Here is a 15,762-nt window from a genome sequence, read left to right as displayed (position 1 = left end):
CGGGCCGGGCGGTCCGCCGGAGACGCGACGGAGCGCGGGCACCCCGAGGGGCGCCCGCGCTCCGGCAGACGTGGCGCGCTCAGCCCGCGGCGGCGGGCTGCCGCAGACCGCCGACCGGCGTCAGCGGCAGCAGCTTCCGGCCGGTCGGGCCGATCTGGATCTCGGTGTCCATGGACGGGCAGACGCCGCAGTCGAAGCAGGGCGTCCAGCGGCAGTCGTCCTGCTCGTACTCCGACAGCGAGTCCTGCCAGTCCTGCCAGAGCCAGTCCTTGTCCAGGCCGGAGTCGAGGTGGTCCCACGGCAGGACCTCCAACTCCTCCCGCTGCCGGGTGGTGTACCAGTCGAGGTCCACCCCGAACGCCGGCAGCACCTCGGCCGCCGCGTCCACCCACCGCTGGTAGGAGAAGTGCTCGCTCCAGCCGTCGAACCGGCCGCCGTTCTCCCAGACCTTGCGGATCACCGCACCGACCCGGCGGTCACCCCGGGACAGCAGGCCCTCGATCAGCGACGGCTCGCCGTCGTGGTAGCGGAAGCCGATCGCCCGACCCAGCGAACGGTCGCTGTTGATCGCCTGCTTGAGCAGCTTGAGCCGGCCGTCGATGACCTCCGGCCGCTCCATCGACGCCCACTGGAACGGGGTGTGCGGCTTCGGCACGAAACCGCCGATGGAGACCGTGCAGCGGATGTCCTTCGAGCCGGTGGCCGCACGGCCGGCCCGGATCACCTCGTGCGCCATGTCGGCGATCTCGAGGACGTCGTCGTCGGTCTCGGTGGGCAGGCCGCACATGAAGTAGAGCTTCACCTGCCGCCAGCCGTTGGTGTACGCGGTGACGACGGTGCGGATCAGGTCTTCCTTCGACACCATCTTGTTGATGACCTTGCGGATCCGCTCCGAGCCGCCCTCCGGGGCGAAGGTCAGACCGGTCCGCCGCCCGTTGCGGGACAGCTCCTGCGCGAGGTCGATGTTGAACGCGTCCACCCGGGTCGAGGGCAGCGAGAGCGACACGTTGGTGCCCTCGTACTGTTCGGCCAGGCCGGAGCACATGTCGCCGATCTCCGAGTGGTCGGCCGACGACAGCGACAGCAGGCCCACCTCGTGGAAGCCGGAGAACTCCAGGCCCTGCTGCACCATCTGGCCGACAGTGGTGATCGAGCGCTCGCGCACCGGGCGGGTGATCATGCCGGCCTGGCAGAACCGACAGCCCCGGGTGCAGCCCCGGAAGATCTCCACCGCGTACCGCTCGTGGACCGTCTCGGCGAGTGGGACCAGGGGCTTCTTCGGGTACGGCCAGGCGTCCAGGTCCATGGTCGTGCGCTTGTGCACCCGGAACGGCACGTCCGGGCGGTTCGGCACGACCCGCTGGATCCGGCCGTCGGGCAGGTAGTCGACGTCGTAGAAGCGCGGCACGTAGACGCTCTCGGTGCGGGCCAGCCGCAGCAGCAGCTCGTCCCGGCCGCCCGGGGCGCCCTCGGCCTTCCACTCCCGGACGATGGCGGTGATCTCCAGCACCGCCTCCTCGCCGTCGCCGAGCACCGCGGCGTCGACGAAGTCGGCGATCGGCTCCGGGTTGAACGCGGCGTGCCCGCCGGCCACGATCACCGGGTCGGCCCCGGTGCGGTCGGCGGCGAGCAGCGGAATGCCGGCCAGGTCGATCGCGGCCAGCAGGTTGGTGTAGCCCAGCTCGGTGGAGAACGAGACGCCGAACACGTCGAAGTCGCGCACCGGGCGGTGCGCGTCGACGGTGAACTGCGGCACGCCGTGCTCGCGCATCAGGCGCTCCAGGTCGGGCCAGACCGCGTACGTGCGCTCGGCCAGCACGTCGGGCAGCTCGTTGAGCACCTCGTAGAGGATCTGCACGCCCTGGTTGGGCAGCCCCACCTCGTACGCGTCCGGATACATCAGCGCCCACCGGACGGTCGCGGCGTCCCAGTCCTTGACCACCGCGCCCAGCTCCCCACCCACGTACTGGATGGGTTTGGTCACCTGCGGCAGCAACGGCTCCAGCCGGGGCCACACCGAGTTGGCGGCCGGGGGACGTGGGGTCGTGGACGGGGCACTCATGATGCCCAAGCGTACGCGGTGCCCCGGCTCGCCCTCCCCCACCGGCACCTTTCCGGCGATCGGGAGCCTGGCGGGGGTGGGCCCGGGCCGGTCGGCGATTCGTGGACAGTGGCGCGGCGGTACTAACCTCGCAACGGGCGCGAGAGGAGATTGCCGCGATGTCGCAGCCGCAGCCGGAGGCGGGCCGGCCGGCCGACGGGGCCGAGGGGCCGTCCGTCACCGAGCCGCCGACCGCCGTACCGACGCCTGTCGACGCCGGGGCCACCACGCCGCCGTCCGTGCCGGGACGAGGCGGCTGCCGCGGACGCGGAAGCCGGCGACCGAGCCGTCCCGACCGACGCCACCCCGACCGCGGACGCCGCGCCGGGCAGCGCGGACGCCCCGCCGGAGCGGGACGACGGCGCCGACGAGCGGACCGACGACCCCGACGCCACCCCGGCCGCACCTCCCCGGGCCCGGGGCACCGCCACCGTGCCCGGCCGCGTCCCGCCGGCTCCGCGCCCGCCCGACCCCACCCGGGTCGAGGACGGTCCGACCCCCGCCACGGCCGGCACCGGACCGGATCCCACCCGGGTCGAGGACGCGCCGCCGCCGACCCGCGTCGAACCGGCCGTGCCGCCCTGGAGCGGTTCCGCCGCGGTCCCGCCCCCGCCACCGCGCCGCCGCGGCTGGGGCGAGTCCGCCGAGCCCACACCGGTGCCGCCGATCGACTCACCCGAGCACGCGACCCCGGTGGACCCGTGGGCGGGGGTGGACACCACCGGCTGGAACCTTCCGTCGGCCGAGCTGCCGGCGCTGCCGGCGACGATGCCCTACACCGCGCCGTGGCCGGCCCACCCGGCGCCGCATCCGGCCCCGCCGCCGGCCGCGAGCCCGGTGTCACCGCCGCCGCACCACCCGGCCGCACCGGCCGCCCACCCGGTCTCACCGCCGGCGCACACCCCGCCGTACCCCGCGCCCGTCGCCGGTCCGGTCTCGCCACCGCCGGCCCGGGGCGTCCCGGCCAAGCCGCCGAAGCAGGCCCGGCCGCCGAAGCAGCGCCGGGGCGGGAACCCGCCACCGGCCGCGCCGCCGGCCGGGTGGCAGGCCCCCAGGGGGTACGTGCCGGTGCCGGTCCGCCGCCGGCGTCGCTGGCCCTGGGTGCTGCTGCTCAGCGTGGCGTGCTGCTGCGGCATCCCGCTCTGGTGGGTCCAGCCGCTCTCCAGCCAGTACCCGGCCAGCGCCACCCTCCCCGAGCAGCTCGACTCGATGCGGCTGCGCCAGGACCAGGGCAGCCAGGCGACGGCCGAGGACCTGAAGAGCCGGGTACGTCAGGCGGACTGGCTCGCCGAGGACACGTTCGCCGGCATCTACGCCACGAACGACGGCAAGCGGGTGACCCTCTTCGGCAGCACCGGTTTCCGGTTCAGCCCGGAGTCCGACGCCGAGGCGGAGCTGAAGCGCCTCGGCGGCGACTACGAGCTGCAGCCGTCGGTGAGCGTGGACACCGGCGTACGCGGCCGGCACGAGCGCTGCGCGGTGGGCCGGGCGGACGGCGACACGGTGGTGGTGTGCACCTCGGTCGACCACGGCAGCCTCACCACGGGCGTGTTCACCCGCCTGTCGGTGGAGGACAGCGGCCGGCTGCTGAACGACCTGCGCCAGCGGGTGGTGGTCCCGAAGCAGTCCTGAGCGGGACCGGTCAGGCCGGCGGCTGCTCGCTGCGCTTCGGCGCGTAGCGGGGCACGTACTCCTGGCCGGTGAGCTTCTGGATCTCGGCCATCAGCTCGTCGGTCATGGCCCGCAGCGACGACCGGTCGTCGGGCCGGCCGGTGAAGTCCAGCGGCTTGCCGAACTTGATGGTGATCTTGGCGCGGCCCGGACGCGGCACCCGGGTGCCGATCGGCTGGGCCTTGTCGGTGCCGGTCACGCCGACCGGGATGATCGGCACCCCGGCGGCCACCGCCAGCCGGGTCGCGCCGGTGCGGCCGCGGTAGAGCCGCCCGTCCGGCGACCGGGTGCCCTCCGGGTAGACGGCCACCAGGTCACCGGCCTTGAGCACCGGGATCGCGGCGTCGAACGCGGACAGCGCCGCCCGCCCGCCGCCGCGCTCGACCGGGATGGCGCCCAGCCCGGTGAGCACGAACTTGGAGAAGCCGCCCTTGACCCCGGTGCCGTTGAAGTATTCCGACTTGGCCCAGAACGCCAGGTGCCGCGGGACCACGGTGCCGAGCAGCAGCTCGTCGGCGACGGAGAGATGGTTGCCCGCGAAGATCGCGCCACCGGTCGCCGGAATGTGCTCCAACCCCTCCGCGTGCGGCCGGAAGGCCAACCGGAGCGCGGGCGCCACGGTGAGCTTGCCGATGGTGTAGAGCAGGGGCACGGGTCCTCCGGCGGTCGTACGCGAAACAGGCGCTGTCACGGTAGCCGACGCCGTCACCGGAGGCCGAGCGGGTGGCCCGCAGTCCACCCGCTCGGTACGCCCGGTTAAGCGGGGGCCCCTCCTCTACCGAATGCGTTAAGAAGGGGCCCCGCCTTACACGCGGCGGACGGTGACCGCCACGCGCTCGCCGTCGCCGACCTCGCCGGCGAAGCCGTCCAGCCCCTCGACGAAGTCGATGCTGTCGGCCAGCACCTCCCGCGCCACGAAGTCGCGGAACGCGGCGACCGCCGCGCGCACCTCCTCGGAGGCCGACAGCGCCACCGTGATCCGGTCGGAGACGTCCAGGTCGGCGTCGCGGCGGGCCTGCTGGACCGCCCGGACCACGTCCCGGGCCAGCCCCTCGGCGGCCAACTCCGGCGTGACGTCGGTGTCCAGCACCACCACGCCGTCGGACAGCGGGGCGGAGTGCTCGGCGTCCGCGGCGACCAGGCGCAGCTCGTACTCGCCCTCGGCCAGGGTCACCCCGGCGGCCACCGGGGCGTCGTCGACGAGTTCCCACTCCCCCGCCTTGACCGCCTTGATCACCTGCTGGACCGCCTTGCCGACGCGCGGGCCGAGCGCCCGCGGCACCACGGTCAGCACCTGCTGGCAATAGGCCGACACCTCGCCGGTGAGCACGACCTCCTTCACGTTGACCTCGTCGGCGACCAGGTCGGCGAACGGCCGGAGCTGGTCGGCGACGGCCGAGGCCACGGTCAGCTTCGCCAGCGGCAGCCGGACCCGCAGGCCCTTCGCCTTGCGCAGCGACAGCGCGGCCGAGGCGACCGCCCGGACGTTGTCCATCGCGGAGACCAGCTCGTGGTCGGCCGGGAACTCCCCGGCGGCCGGCCAGTCGGTCAGGTGCACCGACCGCTCGCCGGTCAGCCCGCGCCAGATCTCCTCGGCGGTCAGCGGCGCCAGCGGCGCCACCACCCGGCAGAGCGTCTCCAGCACGGTCCAGAGCGTGTCGAACGCGTCCGCGTCGCCGGCCCAGAACCGGTCCCGCGAGCGACGCACGTACCAGTTGGTCAGCGCGTCCAGGTAGGACCGGACGGTCGCGCACGCGCCGGAGATGTCGTACGCGTCCATCTGCGCGCCGACGGTCGCGACCAGCTCGTTCGTCTTCGCCAGCACGTACCTGTCGAGCACGTTCGTCGAGTCGGTGCGCCGACTCGCCTGGTAGCCGTCCGCGTTGGCGTAGAGCGTGAAGAAATACCACACGTTCCACAGCGGCAGCAGCACCTGCCGCACCGCGTCCCGGATCAGCGTCTCGGTGACCGCCATGTCCCCGCCGCGCAGCACCGGCGAGGACATCAGCATCCACCGCATCGCGTCCGACCCGTAGGAGTCGAACACGTGGTAGACGTCCGGATAGTTCTTCAGGCTCTTGGACATCTTGCGGCCGTCCGAGCCGAGCAGGATGCCGTGGCTCAGGCAGTTGCGGAACGCCGGCCGGTCGAACAACGCGGTGGCCAGCACGTGCATGGTGTAGAACCAGCCGCGGGTCTGCCCGATGTACTCGACGATGAAGTCACCCGGGTAGTGGTGCTCGAACCACTCGCGGTTCTCGAACGGGTAGTGCACCTGGGCGAACGGCATCGAGCCGGACTCGAACCAGCAGTCCAGCACCTCCGGCACCCGGCGCATCATCGACCGGCCCGTCGGGTCGTCCGGGTTGGGGCGGACCAGGTCGTCCACCGCCGGTCGGTGCAGGTCGGTCAGGCGTACGCCGAAGTCCCGCTCGATCTCGTCGAGCGACCCGTACACGTCGACGCGCGGGTGGTTCGGGTCGTCCGAGCGCCACACCGGGATCGGCGAGCCCCAGAACCGGTTCCGGCTGATCGACCAGTCCCGCGCGTTGGCCAGCCACTTGCCGAACGAGCCGTCCTTGATGTGCCCCGGCGTCCAGTTGATCTCCTGGTTCAGCTCGACCATCCGGTCCCGGAACCGGGTCACCGCGACGAACCACGACGACACCGCCTTGTAGACCAGCGGGGTGTCGCAGCGCCAGCAGTGCGGGTACGAGTGGGTGTAGACATCCTGCCGCAGCACCACCCCCCGCTCCTTCAGCTCCCGGATCACCGGCTTGTTCACGTCGAAGACCTGCTCGCCCTGGTACGGCGGGACCAGCGCGGTGAACCGGGTGTGGTCGTCCACGGTGACCACGGTCGGGATGCCGGCCGCGTTGCAGGTGTTCTGGTCGTCCTCGCCGAACGCCGGGGCGAGGTGGACGATCCCGGTGCCGTCCTCGGTGGTGACGAACTCCGCGCCGAGCACCTGGTAGGCGTTCGGCCCGGCCGGCTCGACCAGGAAGTCGTAGAGCGGGGTGTAGCGGCGCCCGACCAGGTCCCGGCCGTGCACGGTGCCGACCTGCTGGTAGCCCTCCAGCTCCTTGGCGTACGCGCCGAGGCGCGCCGCGCCGACCACGTACCGCTCGCCATCGCGTTCGAGGACCGCGTACTCGATGTCCGGGCCGACGGCGAGCGCCAGGTTCGACGGCAGCGTCCACGGCGTGGTGGTCCAGACGCCCAGCTTCACCGGCCCGCGCAGCGGCTCCGGCGCGCTCTCGTCGGCGGTCAGCTCGAACCACACGGTGAGCGTCGGGTCGTGCCGGTCCCGGTAGACGTCGTCCATCCGGGTCTCGGTGTTCGACAGCGGGGTCTCGCACCGCCAGCAGTAGGCCAGCACCCGGAAGCCCTCGTAGACCAGACCTTTGTCGTGCAGGGTCTTGAAGGCCCACATGACGCTTTCCATGTAGTCCAGGTCGAGCGTCTTGTAGTCGTTGGCGAAGTCGACCCAGCGGGCCTGCCGGGTGACGTAACGCTCCCAGTCCTGGGTGAACTCCAGCACGCTGGCACGGCAGGCGTCGTTGAACCGGGCCACGCCGAGGTCGAGGATCTCCGCCTTGGTGGTGATGCCGAGCTGCTTCTCGGCCACCACCTCGGCCGGCAGGCCGTGGCAGTCCCAGCCGAAGCGCCGCTCGACGTGCTTGCCGCGCATGGTCTGGTAGCGCGGCAGCACGTCCTTCACGTAGCCGGTGAAGAGGTGGCCGTAGTGCGGCAGGCCGTTGGCGAACGGCGGGCCGTCGTAGAAGACGTACTCGTTCCTGCCGTCGTCGCCGGCCGGCCTCGCCTCGACGGAGGCTTCGAAGGTCTTGTCGGCGGTCCAGTGCTCCAGCACCCGGCGCTCGACCGCGGGCAGGTCCGGGCTCGCCGGGACGCCGGCGCCGCTCAGGTCGTGCAACGGATAGGCCATCGGGGGTCGCTCTCCTCGCGCAGCTCACTCGTCGGTGGGTCTGCGAGGACGAACCTCTCCGGGTGCGCCGTGCGACGCCCCCGGGCTGGCCCGCGGTACCACCCCGCTTGACGGTCAGGATCGACCGCCCGCTCGTTGGTCGGCTGTGACGGGCCGTCCCGTCCGGTTCTACTGGGCCGGTTGCCCGGCTGTTCTTCCGGAGGCTCGCCGGTGATGGCCGGGTCGTCGCCTGTGCGCCCAAGCTTACCCGCCCCACCCACCGCTCCGCCTCCGAGTAAGGCGGGGCCCCCGGTTAACGCCTCCGGTATAGGAGGGGGCCCCGCTTAACACCTCGCATGACCGGCGTCACACCGTGGCGTCGTCACGCCGGACGGGTGCTGATCCGTCGTGCTCGTGAACCGACGACACGAGGGAGGCGGCGATGAGCCGGATCAACATGATGGCGGTGGCCCCGGAGGCGTACCGCCTGGTGAGCGGGCTGGAGACCTACATCCGGGGCAACCTGGACCACACCGTGCTGAAGCTGGTGAAGATCCGCGCGTCGATGATCAACGGCTGCGCGTTCTGCGTGGACATGCACACCCGCGAGGCGCTGGCGGCCGGGGAGGACAGCCGCCGACTCTTCGTCCTGGCCGCCTGGCGGGAGGCCCCGTCGTTCTTCGACGAGCGGGAGCGCGCCACGCTGGCGCTGACCGACGCGGTCACCCGGCTCGGCGAGCACGGCGTACCCGACGAGGTGTGGGACGCCGCCGCCAAGGTCTGGTCGGAGAAGGAGCTGGCCGACCTCATCGTCGCGATCGCGACAATCAACGTGTGGAACCGGATCGTGGTCAGCAGCCGGACCCAGCCACCGCGCGAGGTGTGACGTCCACCGGCGCGGCGGAGGCGGCCGGTGCGCTCACCGCGCACCGGCCGATGCTGCTCGGCCTGGCGTACCGGCTGTTGGGCAGCCTGCACGACGCCGAGGACGTGCTCCAGGAGGCGTACCTGCGCTGGCTCGACGTCGACCGGCGGGCGGTGGCCGAGCCACGCCGCTACCTGTCCCGGGTGGTGACCCGGCTGGCGCTGGACCGGCTGCGCGCCCGCTCCGCCGGCCGGGAGACGTACGTCGGCCCCTGGCTGCCCGAGCCGGTGCCCACCGACGAGTCGCCGTTCGGCCCCCTGGAGACCGTCGAGCTGCGGGAGACCGTCTCCACCGCCCTGCTGCACCTGCTGGAACGGCTCACCCCGCCGGAGCGGGCGGTCTACGTGCTGCACACCGCGTTCGCGCTGCCGTACGCGGAGATCGGCGACATCCTGGACCGGTCGGCCGCGGACTGCCGGCAACTGCACCACCGCGCGGCGGCCCGGCTCGCCGGGGACCGGCGGCGCTTCACCGCCGGCCCGGTCGAGCAGCGCCGGCTGCTCGACGCCTTCCTCGCCGCCGCCCGCGACGGCGACCTGGTCCGGCTGACCGAGCTGGTCGCGACCGACGCCACCGCGTGGTCCGACGGCGGTGGGCGGATCCGCGCGGCGCGCCGACCGGTGTACGGCGCGGACCGGATCGCCCGCTTCTTCGCCGGCGTGTACGGCCGTCGCCGCCCCGGCGTGCGGGCCGTTCCGATGGAACTCAACGGCGCGCCGGCGTTGCTGCTGACCTGGCCGTCCGGGGTCCGGTACACCCTCGGCGTCGCCGCCGCCGACGGCCGGATCACCAACCTCTACCTGGTCGGCAACCCCGACAAGCTGACCCGGGTCGGCCGCTGAGCGGACGGCGGCCCCGGTCCCACGCGGGGAGCCGGGGCCGCCGGGAGGTCGGTCAGCCCAGCTCGGGGAACCAGAGGGCGATCTCGCGCTTGGCGCTGTCCGTCGAGTCGGAGGCGTGCACCAGGTTCTCCCGGTTCGACAGGGACAGGTCGCCACGGATGGTCCCGGCGGCGGCCTTGCGGCCGTCGGTGCTGCCGATCATGCCCCGCACCACCTCGATCACCTGGTCGCCGGAGAGCACCAGCGCCACCAGCGGGCCGCCGGTCATGAACGTCTTCAGCGGCGGGTAGAACGGCTTGTCGACGTGCTCGGCGTAGTGCTGGTCGGCGAAGTCGCCGTCCATGGTCCGGCTCACCAGCGCGTCGATCCGCAGGCCCTTGCGCTCGAAACGGGACAGGATCTCGCCCACCAGACCACGGCGCACCGCGTCGGGCTTGATCAGTACGAGCGTCCGCTCGTCCGGGCTGCTGCTGGACACGCTGGCTTCCTCCTGTGCACCTAAACCTGGTCGCGCTGGGTACGGTCAGCGTAGCGACCCGGTCCCGGCGCCGGCGCGGCGGCTGCGTCTTCCCTGGCCCGCCGCGGCGGCCTAGCCTGACCATGGAACCCCTGGGAGGTCCACTGTGGCGAATGGCGGGAACCGCACCATCGCGCCGGTACGCAAGCTGATCGGCGCGGTGCTGGGCACCGTGGCCGCGTTCGTGACCCTGTTCGGCCTGGGGATGACCAGCTGGGCGATCGTGGCGCTCGGCGTCGCGCTGCTGGTGCTGGCGATCGCCCTGGCCACGGTCCGGGGCGGTGGCCGCACCTGGGTGGTCGGCCTGGGACACGTGCACAGCGCCTCCGAACCCCCCACCCAGTACGCGTTCGGCCGCTGCGAGCTGCAACTGGTGATCGACGCCCCGGGGCTGCCGCCCCGGTCCAAGAAGATCATCGAGCCGCGGGTGCCGGTCGCCAAGTGGCCGTCGCTCGGCCAGGCGCTGCCCGTCCGGGTGGCTCTCGACGACCAGCGTCACGTCCGGGTGCTCTGGGACGAGGTGCCCACCCACACCGAGAACTCCGCGCCGGTCGCCGACCTGCCGCCAGAGTACGCCGACGCCGACCCGTTCGACGAGACGCTCATCGCGCAGGAGGCGCCGCCGTGGGCCGGGCGCGCCCCGGAGGACGACTTCCGCGACGACTACCCGCCGGCGCCGGATCCGCTGCTGGACGACCTCCCGTCGCGGCCGGGGGACCGCGAGCCGGTGGTGTCGCGCCAGCGGCCCGGCGGCCCGGTCGTGCTGGAGGGGCAGCTTGTCGAGCCGGCCCCGCCGGGCCCGCTCCCCCGGCGCGCACCGGTGCCCCGCCCGCCCGCCGAGGAACGAGCCGACGACACCGTGGCGGTGGAGTCGATCGACGTCCCGCTGGACGCCCCGGAGCGGGAGGCGCCGCCCACCCCGCAGGAGCTGGACGAGGCCATCTTCGGTCCGGCCGGCGCCGCCGAGCCGGACGAGCTGGCCAGCCCGATCAGCGGGGTCGGGATCACGCTGCTCGTCACCGACCTGGACCGGTCCCTCGACTTCTACCGGGAGCTGGGGTTCGACGAGCTGGACCGGGGCGAGGGCAACGCGGTGCTCGGCTCCGGGCCGACCCGGCTGGTGTTGCGCCGGGTCACCGGCGCCGCCCCGATCAGCCGCCGGCTGGTGCACGTCAACCTGGAGGTCGACGACATCCAGGCGGCGTACGAGCGGCTGCGCGAGTCCGGCGTCCGGTTCACGTACGCCCCCCGGGTGGTCAACCGGGGCACCAAGCTGGAGGTGTGGGCCGCCGCGTTCCGTGACCCCGACGGGCACGGCGTCGCGCTGACCCAGTGGCGCTCGCTCGCCGACGCCTGAGGTGCGAGGCGGGGCGCTCAGCCGAGGATGACCCGCCGCACGTGCCACGCGTACGCCCACACCAGCGCGAAGATGACGCCGAGCACGAGCAGCGACCAGTGCAGCAACCCGGAGAGCAGCAGCAGGCCCTGCACCACGGTCCCGGCGTGCCAGGCCCAGTCTCGGCGCATCATGCCGGCCAGCACCACGCAGGCCACCGCCAGCGCGACGATCGCCGCGATCGCGGCGCCGCTCAGGTCGCCACCGACGACCCGGATCGGCTGGATGGCCAGCAGCAGCACCAGCGCCTCCAGCGAGAGCGTGCCGGCGCCCAGGCCGCGTACCGCCTTGTCCGGGTTCCGTAGCCCGGAGCGACGGACGCCGCCCGGCTGCTCCGGGCCCGACTCCGCGTCGGGCTGCGGCTCCGCGTCCGGGCGCTGCTCCGGGCCGGTCATCGCTTGAGCAGCCGGCGGGCGTCGGCCACGGTCACCACCGAACCGGTGATCAGCACGCCCACCCCTGCCAACTCGCCCGGCACGTCCGACTCGGCCTCCGCCACCGCCGCCTCGATGGCGTCGGGCATCTCCCGGGCCACCTGCACCCGCTCCGCCCCGAAGACCTCCCGGGCCAGCTCGGCCAACTCGTCGACCGGCATCGCCCGGGGCGAGCTGTTCTCCGCGACCACGATCGTGTCGAGCACCGGTTCGAGCAGGTCGAGCAGCCCGGCCGCGTCCTTGTCACCGAGCACGGCCAGCACGCCGACCAGCTTGCTGAACGCGAACTCCTCCTGGAGCGCCGCCACCGTGGCGGCCATCCCGTGCGGGTTGTGCGCGCCGTCGAGCAGCACCGTCGGGGCGGTACGCACCCGCTCCAGCCGACCCGGGGAGCTGGTCGCGGCGAAGCCCTCCCGGACCGCCTCGATGTCGAGCTGCCGCCGCGCGCCGGCGCCGAGGAACGCCTCCACGGCGGCCAGCGCCACGGCGGCGTTCTGCGCCTGGTGCGCGCCGTGCAGCGGGATGAAGATCTCCTCGTACACTCCGCCCAGGCCCTGGATGGTGAGCACCTGGCCGCCGACCGCGACCGCCCGGCGCATCACCCCGAACTCGGCGCCCTCGCGGGCGACGGTGGCGTTGACCTCGGCGCAGCGTTCCAGGATCGGCCGGGCCGCCTCCTCCTCCTGCGCCGCCGCGATCACGGTGGCGCCGGGGTGGATGATGCCGGCCTTGTGCAGCGCGATGTCCTCGATGGTGTCGCCGAGCCACTCGGTGTGGTCCAGCCCGATCGGGGTGATCACGGCGACGCCGGCCTGGATCACGTTCGTGGCGTCCTCCGCGCCGCCGAGCCCGACCTCCACCACCGCGACGTCGACCGGGGCGTCGGCGAACGTGGCGAACGCCAGCGCCGTGGTCAGGTCGAAGTAGGTGAGCGGCTCGGCGGACCGCTGGTCGACCAGCTCCGCCAGCGGCGCGATCTCGCGGTACGTCGACACGAACCGCTCCTCGCTCACCGGCTCGCCGTCCAGGCTGATCCGCTCCCGGACGGTCTCCAGGTGTGGGCTGGTGTAGCGTCCGGTGTGCAGCCCGAACGCCCGCAGCAGCGAGTCGATCATGCGGGCCGTCGAGGTCTTGCCGTTGGTGCCGGTCAGGTGGATCGACGGGTACGCCCGCTGCGGGCTGCCCAGCAGGTCGAGCAGGCTCTCGATCTTCTCCAGCTCGAAGCGCATCCGGGTGAAGCCGCGCGCGTTGAGCGCGGCCTCCACCTCCGCGAACGCCGGATCGGTACGGTCGCTCATGAGGGCAGCGCCTCCAGCGCGGCGTCGATCCGGACCAGGTCCGCCTCGGCCACCGCCAGCCGGTCCCGGATCTTCGCGACCACCGGCTCGGGCGCCTTGTCGACGAACGCGGGATTGCCCAGCTTGGCCCGCGCCTGGGTGGCCTCCTTCTCGGCCGCCACCCGGTCCTTGGTGAGCCGGGCCCGCTCGGCGGCCACGTCGATGGCGCCCCGGGTGTCGAGGGCGACGCTCACCTCGCCGGGCATGGCCAGCGTGGCGCCGGCCTGGAAGTCGTCGCCGGGCACGTCGAGCCGGGCCAACGAGCGGACCAGCGGCTCGTGCGCCGCGATGCCCGCGCCGGCCAGGCCGTCGAGCCGGGCGGCGACCCGCTGGGTCGGCCGCAGCCCCTGGTCCGACCGGAACCGCCGGACCTCGGTCACCACCCGTTGGAGGGTGCCGACCTCGCCCTCCGCGGCGTCGTCGACTCCGGTACGGTCGGCGACCGGCCAGGGGGCCGTCAGCACGGTCTCGCCGCCGGTCAACGCGGCCCACAGCTCGTCGGTGACGAACGGGATCACCGGGTGCAGCAGCCGCAGGAGCTGGTCCAGCACGTGACCCAGCACCCGCCGGGTGGCGTCCGCCGCCGGCCCGCCCTCGGCGAGCACCGGCTTGCTCAGCTCGACGTACCAGTCGCAGACGTCGTCCCAGGCGAAGTGGTAGAGCAGATCACAGACCTTCGCGCACTCGTACGCCTCGAACTGTTCGTCCACCTCGGCGGTGACGTGCGCCAGCCGGGACAGGATCCACCGGTCGACGGTCGACAGAGTCCCGGCGTCCGGCAGCGGCCCGTCGGTGTGCGCGCCGTTGAGCAGCGCGAACCGGGTGGCGTTCCAGAGCTTGTTGCAGAAGTTGCGGGAGCCCTGGCACCACTCCTCGCTGACCGGCGCGTCCTGGCCGGGGTTGGCGCCGCGGGCCAGCGTGAACCGGGTGGCGTCGGCGCCGAACCGGTCGATCCAGTCCAGCGGGTCCACCACGTTGCCGAACGACTTCGACATCTTCTTGCCGTGCTCGTCACGGACCATGCCGTGCAGCGCCACCACGTCGAACGGCTGCACGCCGTCCATCGCGTACAGGCCGAACATCATCATCCGGGCGACCCAGAAGAACAGGATGTCGTAGCCGGTGACCAGCACGCTCGTCGGGTAGAACTTCGCCAGGTCCGGGGTCTGCTCCGGCCAGCCGAGGGTGGAGAACGGCCAGAGGCCGCTGGAGAACCAGGTGTCCAGCACGTCCTCGTCCTGCCGCCAGCCCTCGCCGGTCGGCGGCGCCTCGTCCGGGCCGACGCAGACGATCTCGCCGGCCGGGCCGTACCAGACCGGAATGCGGTGGCCCCACCAGAGCTGACGCGAGATGCACCAGTCGTGCATGTTGTCGACCCAGGCGAAGTAACGCTTGGCCAGCTCGGCCGGCTCGATCGTCACCCGGCCGTCCCGCACCGCGTCGCCGGCCGCCTTGGCCAGCGGCCCGGTGTTGACGAACCACTGGAGCGACAGCCGCGGCTCGACGGTCGTCTTGCACCGCGAGCAGTGCCCGACCGCGTGCAGGTAGGGCCGCTTCTCGGCGACGATCCGGCCCTGCTCGCGCAGCGCCGCCACGATGGCCGGGCGGGCCTCGTAGCGGTCCAGGCCCGCGAACGGCCCGGGGGCGGTGATGACGCCGCGCTCGTCCATGATCGTCAACGAGGGCAGGTCGTGCCGCTGGCCGATCTCGAAGTCGTTCGGGTCGTGCGCCGGGGTCACCTTGACCATGCCGGTGCCGAAGCTCGGGTCGACGTGCTCGTCGGCGACGATCGGGATGCGCCGGTCGGTGAGCGGCAGCGCCACCTCGGTGCCGATCAGGTGGCGGTAACGCTCGTCGTCCGGGTGCACCGCGACGGCGGTGTCGCCCAGCATGGTCTCGGCCCGGGTGGTGGCCACCACGACCTCGTCGCCGTAGCGGATCGAGATCAGCTCGCCCTCGTCGTCGGTGTGCTCGACCTCGATGTCGGAGAGCGCGGTGAGGCAGCGCGGGCACCAGTTGATGATCCGGTTGGCCCGGTAGATCAGGCCGTCGTCGAAGAGCTTCTTGAACATGGTCTGCACGGCCCGGGAGAGGCCCTCGTCCATGGTGAAGCGCTCGCGGTCCCAGTCGACGGCGTCGCCGAGCCGGCGCATCTGGCCGAGGATCGCGCCGCCGGACTCGGCCTTCCACTGCCAGACCCGCTTGACGAACTTCTCCCGCCCCAGGTCGTGCCGGGACAGCCCCTCGCCGGCGAGCTGCCGCTCGACCAGATTCTGGGTGGCGATGCCGGCGTGGTCCATGCCGGGCAGCCACAGCGCCTCGTAGCCCTGCATCTTCTTGCGCCGGATCAGTGCGTCCATCAGCGTGTGCTCGAACGCGTGGCCCATGTGCAGCGACCCGGTGACGTTCGGCGGCGGAATGACGATGGTGAAGGGCGGCTTGTCGCTCTGCGCCGACGCCCGGAAGTGTCCGCCGGCCACCCACTGCTCGTACCGCCGCTGCTCTACCTCGCCGGGCTGGTACTGGCCGGCAAGGGTCGGGGCGGCGGGGCGGTGGGCATCCAGTCTCTCGGTCACCCTGAAAGTCTACGGAGCGCTTCCGGAGACCCGACGTG

The 15,762-nt window shown here is 72.9% G+C and carries 11 protein-coding genes; 4 read left to right on the top strand and 7 right to left on the bottom strand.

Annotated features, from left to right (window positions below):
• Positions 1-79: 79 nt before the first annotated feature.
• A complete protein-coding gene (locus O7618_RS01130) occupies positions 80-2,062 on the bottom strand; it encodes a TIGR03960 family B12-binding radical SAM protein (RefSeq protein WP_278104082.1) in 1,983 nt (660 codons plus the stop codon).
• A gap of 471 nt (positions 2,063-2,533) precedes the next feature.
• On the opposite strand from O7618_RS01130, the gene O7618_RS01125 reads away from it, so the two are divergent.
• Positions 2,534-3,733, top strand: a complete 1,200-nt coding sequence (locus tag O7618_RS01125) for a hypothetical protein (RefSeq protein WP_278104081.1) — start codon at positions 2,534-2,536, stop codon at positions 3,731-3,733.
• Between the two features lie 10 nt (positions 3,734-3,743).
• On the opposite strand, the gene O7618_RS01120 is transcribed toward O7618_RS01125, so the two are convergent.
• A complete protein-coding gene (locus O7618_RS01120) occupies positions 3,744-4,424 on the bottom strand; it encodes a lysophospholipid acyltransferase family protein (RefSeq protein WP_278104080.1) in 681 nt (226 codons plus the stop codon).
• Between the two features lie 153 nt (positions 4,425-4,577).
• Positions 4,578-7,718: an isoleucine--tRNA ligase gene (gene ileS / locus O7618_RS01115; protein ID WP_278104079.1), complete on the bottom strand. Its 3,141-nt coding sequence runs from the start codon at positions 7,716-7,718 to the stop codon at positions 4,578-4,580.
• A 421-nt stretch (positions 7,719-8,139) separates the two neighbouring features.
• Between ileS and O7618_RS01110 the strand changes: the two genes are divergently transcribed.
• Both O7618_RS01110 and sigJ read left to right on the top strand, forming a co-directional pair.
• On the top strand, positions 8,140-8,583 hold the full coding sequence (locus tag O7618_RS01110; protein WP_278104078.1) for a carboxymuconolactone decarboxylase family protein: 444 nt from the start codon (positions 8,140-8,142) through the stop codon (positions 8,581-8,583).
• Positions 8,580-9,464, top strand: a complete 885-nt coding sequence (sigJ, locus tag O7618_RS01105) for an RNA polymerase sigma factor SigJ (RefSeq protein ID WP_278104077.1) — start codon at positions 8,580-8,582, stop codon at positions 9,462-9,464. The genes O7618_RS01110 and sigJ overlap by 4 nt, the downstream gene beginning before the upstream one ends.
• A 52-nt stretch (positions 9,465-9,516) precedes the next feature.
• Here the strand turns inward: sigJ and ndk are convergent, their stop codons facing one another.
• On the bottom strand, positions 9,517-9,942 hold the full coding sequence (ndk, locus tag O7618_RS01100) for a nucleoside-diphosphate kinase (RefSeq protein WP_278104076.1): 426 nt from the start codon (positions 9,940-9,942) through the stop codon (positions 9,517-9,519).
• 145 nt (positions 9,943-10,087) lie between these two features.
• Between ndk and O7618_RS01095 the strand changes: the two genes are divergently transcribed.
• Positions 10,088-11,338: a VOC family protein gene (locus O7618_RS01095; protein WP_278104075.1), complete on the top strand. Its 1,251-nt coding sequence runs from the start codon at positions 10,088-10,090 to the stop codon at positions 11,336-11,338.
• A gap of 17 nt (positions 11,339-11,355) precedes the next feature.
• On the opposite strand, the gene O7618_RS01090 is transcribed toward O7618_RS01095, so the two are convergent.
• From O7618_RS01090 to O7618_RS01080, 3 genes are read right to left on the bottom strand one after another with little or no spacing between them, the layout of a single operon-like run.
• Positions 11,356-11,772 carry a DUF4233 domain-containing protein gene (locus tag O7618_RS01090; RefSeq protein WP_278104074.1) on the bottom strand — a complete coding sequence of 139 codons (417 nt, stop codon included), beginning with the start codon at positions 11,770-11,772 and terminating at the stop codon, positions 11,356-11,358.
• Positions 11,769-13,109 carry a folylpolyglutamate synthase/dihydrofolate synthase family protein gene (locus O7618_RS01085; RefSeq protein WP_278104073.1) on the bottom strand — a complete coding sequence of 447 codons (1,341 nt, stop codon included), beginning with the start codon at positions 13,107-13,109 and terminating at the stop codon, positions 11,769-11,771. Before O7618_RS01085 ends, O7618_RS01090 begins: the two co-directional genes overlap by 4 nt.
• Positions 13,106-15,724: a valine--tRNA ligase gene (locus O7618_RS01080; protein WP_278104072.1), complete on the bottom strand. Its 2,619-nt coding sequence runs from the start codon at positions 15,722-15,724 to the stop codon at positions 13,106-13,108. The genes O7618_RS01085 and O7618_RS01080 overlap by 4 nt, the downstream gene beginning before the upstream one ends.
• Positions 15,725-15,762: the final 38 nt, after the last annotated feature.

The sequence above is a fragment of the Micromonospora sp. WMMD980 genome (genome assembly GCF_029626035.1).
Taxonomy (GTDB): domain Bacteria; phylum Actinomycetota; class Actinomycetes; order Mycobacteriales; family Micromonosporaceae; genus Micromonospora.
Note: the sequence above shows the minus strand (reverse complement) of the source record. Positions and strands in the feature narration are given on the sequence as shown.

Coding starts and splice junctions, on each gene's coding strand:
- O7618_RS01110 (WP_278104078.1), top strand. CDS start 8,140: ATGAGCCGGATCAACATGATGGCGGTGGCCCCGGAGGCGTACCGCCTG.
- ileS (WP_278104079.1), bottom strand. CDS start 7,718: ATGGCCTATCCGTTGCACGACCTGAGCGGCGCCGGCGTCCCGGCGAGC.
- O7618_RS01090 (WP_278104074.1), bottom strand. CDS start 11,772: ATGACCGGCCCGGAGCAGCGCCCGGACGCGGAGCCGCAGCCCGACGCG.
- O7618_RS01085 (WP_278104073.1), bottom strand. CDS start 13,109: ATGAGCGACCGTACCGATCCGGCGTTCGCGGAGGTGGAGGCCGCGCTC.
- O7618_RS01130 (WP_278104082.1), bottom strand. CDS start 2,062: ATGAGTGCCCCGTCCACGACCCCACGTCCCCCGGCCGCCAACTCGGTG.